Source organism: Pseudomonas sp. HY13-MNA-CIBAN-0226 (assembly GCF_040310305.1).
Lineage (GTDB): Bacteria > Pseudomonadota > Gammaproteobacteria > Pseudomonadales > Pseudomonadaceae > Aquipseudomonas > Aquipseudomonas gregormendelii.
Genome location: NZ_JBEOPS010000516.1, coordinates 1 through 246 on the forward strand (window position 1 = coordinate 1; position 246 = coordinate 246).

Below are 246 nucleotides of genomic sequence, written 5' to 3' on the forward strand. Positions count from 1 at the left end.
CTGGATCGGCGTTGGGCTGCCGGTCAACACGTACAGGATATCCACACCTTTTTCGGCGACGCGAGACAAATAGTCGGCCTTGGGTGCACGACCACCGCTTTCATATTTGCCTTGGGCGTTCGCTTCAACGCCTCCAATTTCTCCAAAAACTTTCTGCGACAGGCCAAGTCGCTCTCTTTCTTGCCTTAAGCGCGAACCGATTCCACTCATTTGGATGTATGATCCTAAATTGGCACACCCCAAGAG

1 protein-coding gene is annotated in these 246 nt (G+C 52.4%); it reads right to left on the minus strand.

Features of this window, described 5'->3' with window-relative positions; all coding sequences use genetic code 11:
• The coding region (locus AAEZ05_RS29725) for a helix-turn-helix domain-containing protein (protein WP_350650227.1) at nt 1–210 on the minus strand (210 nt) is incomplete at its 3' end.
• Nucleotides 211–246: the final 36 nt, after the last annotated feature.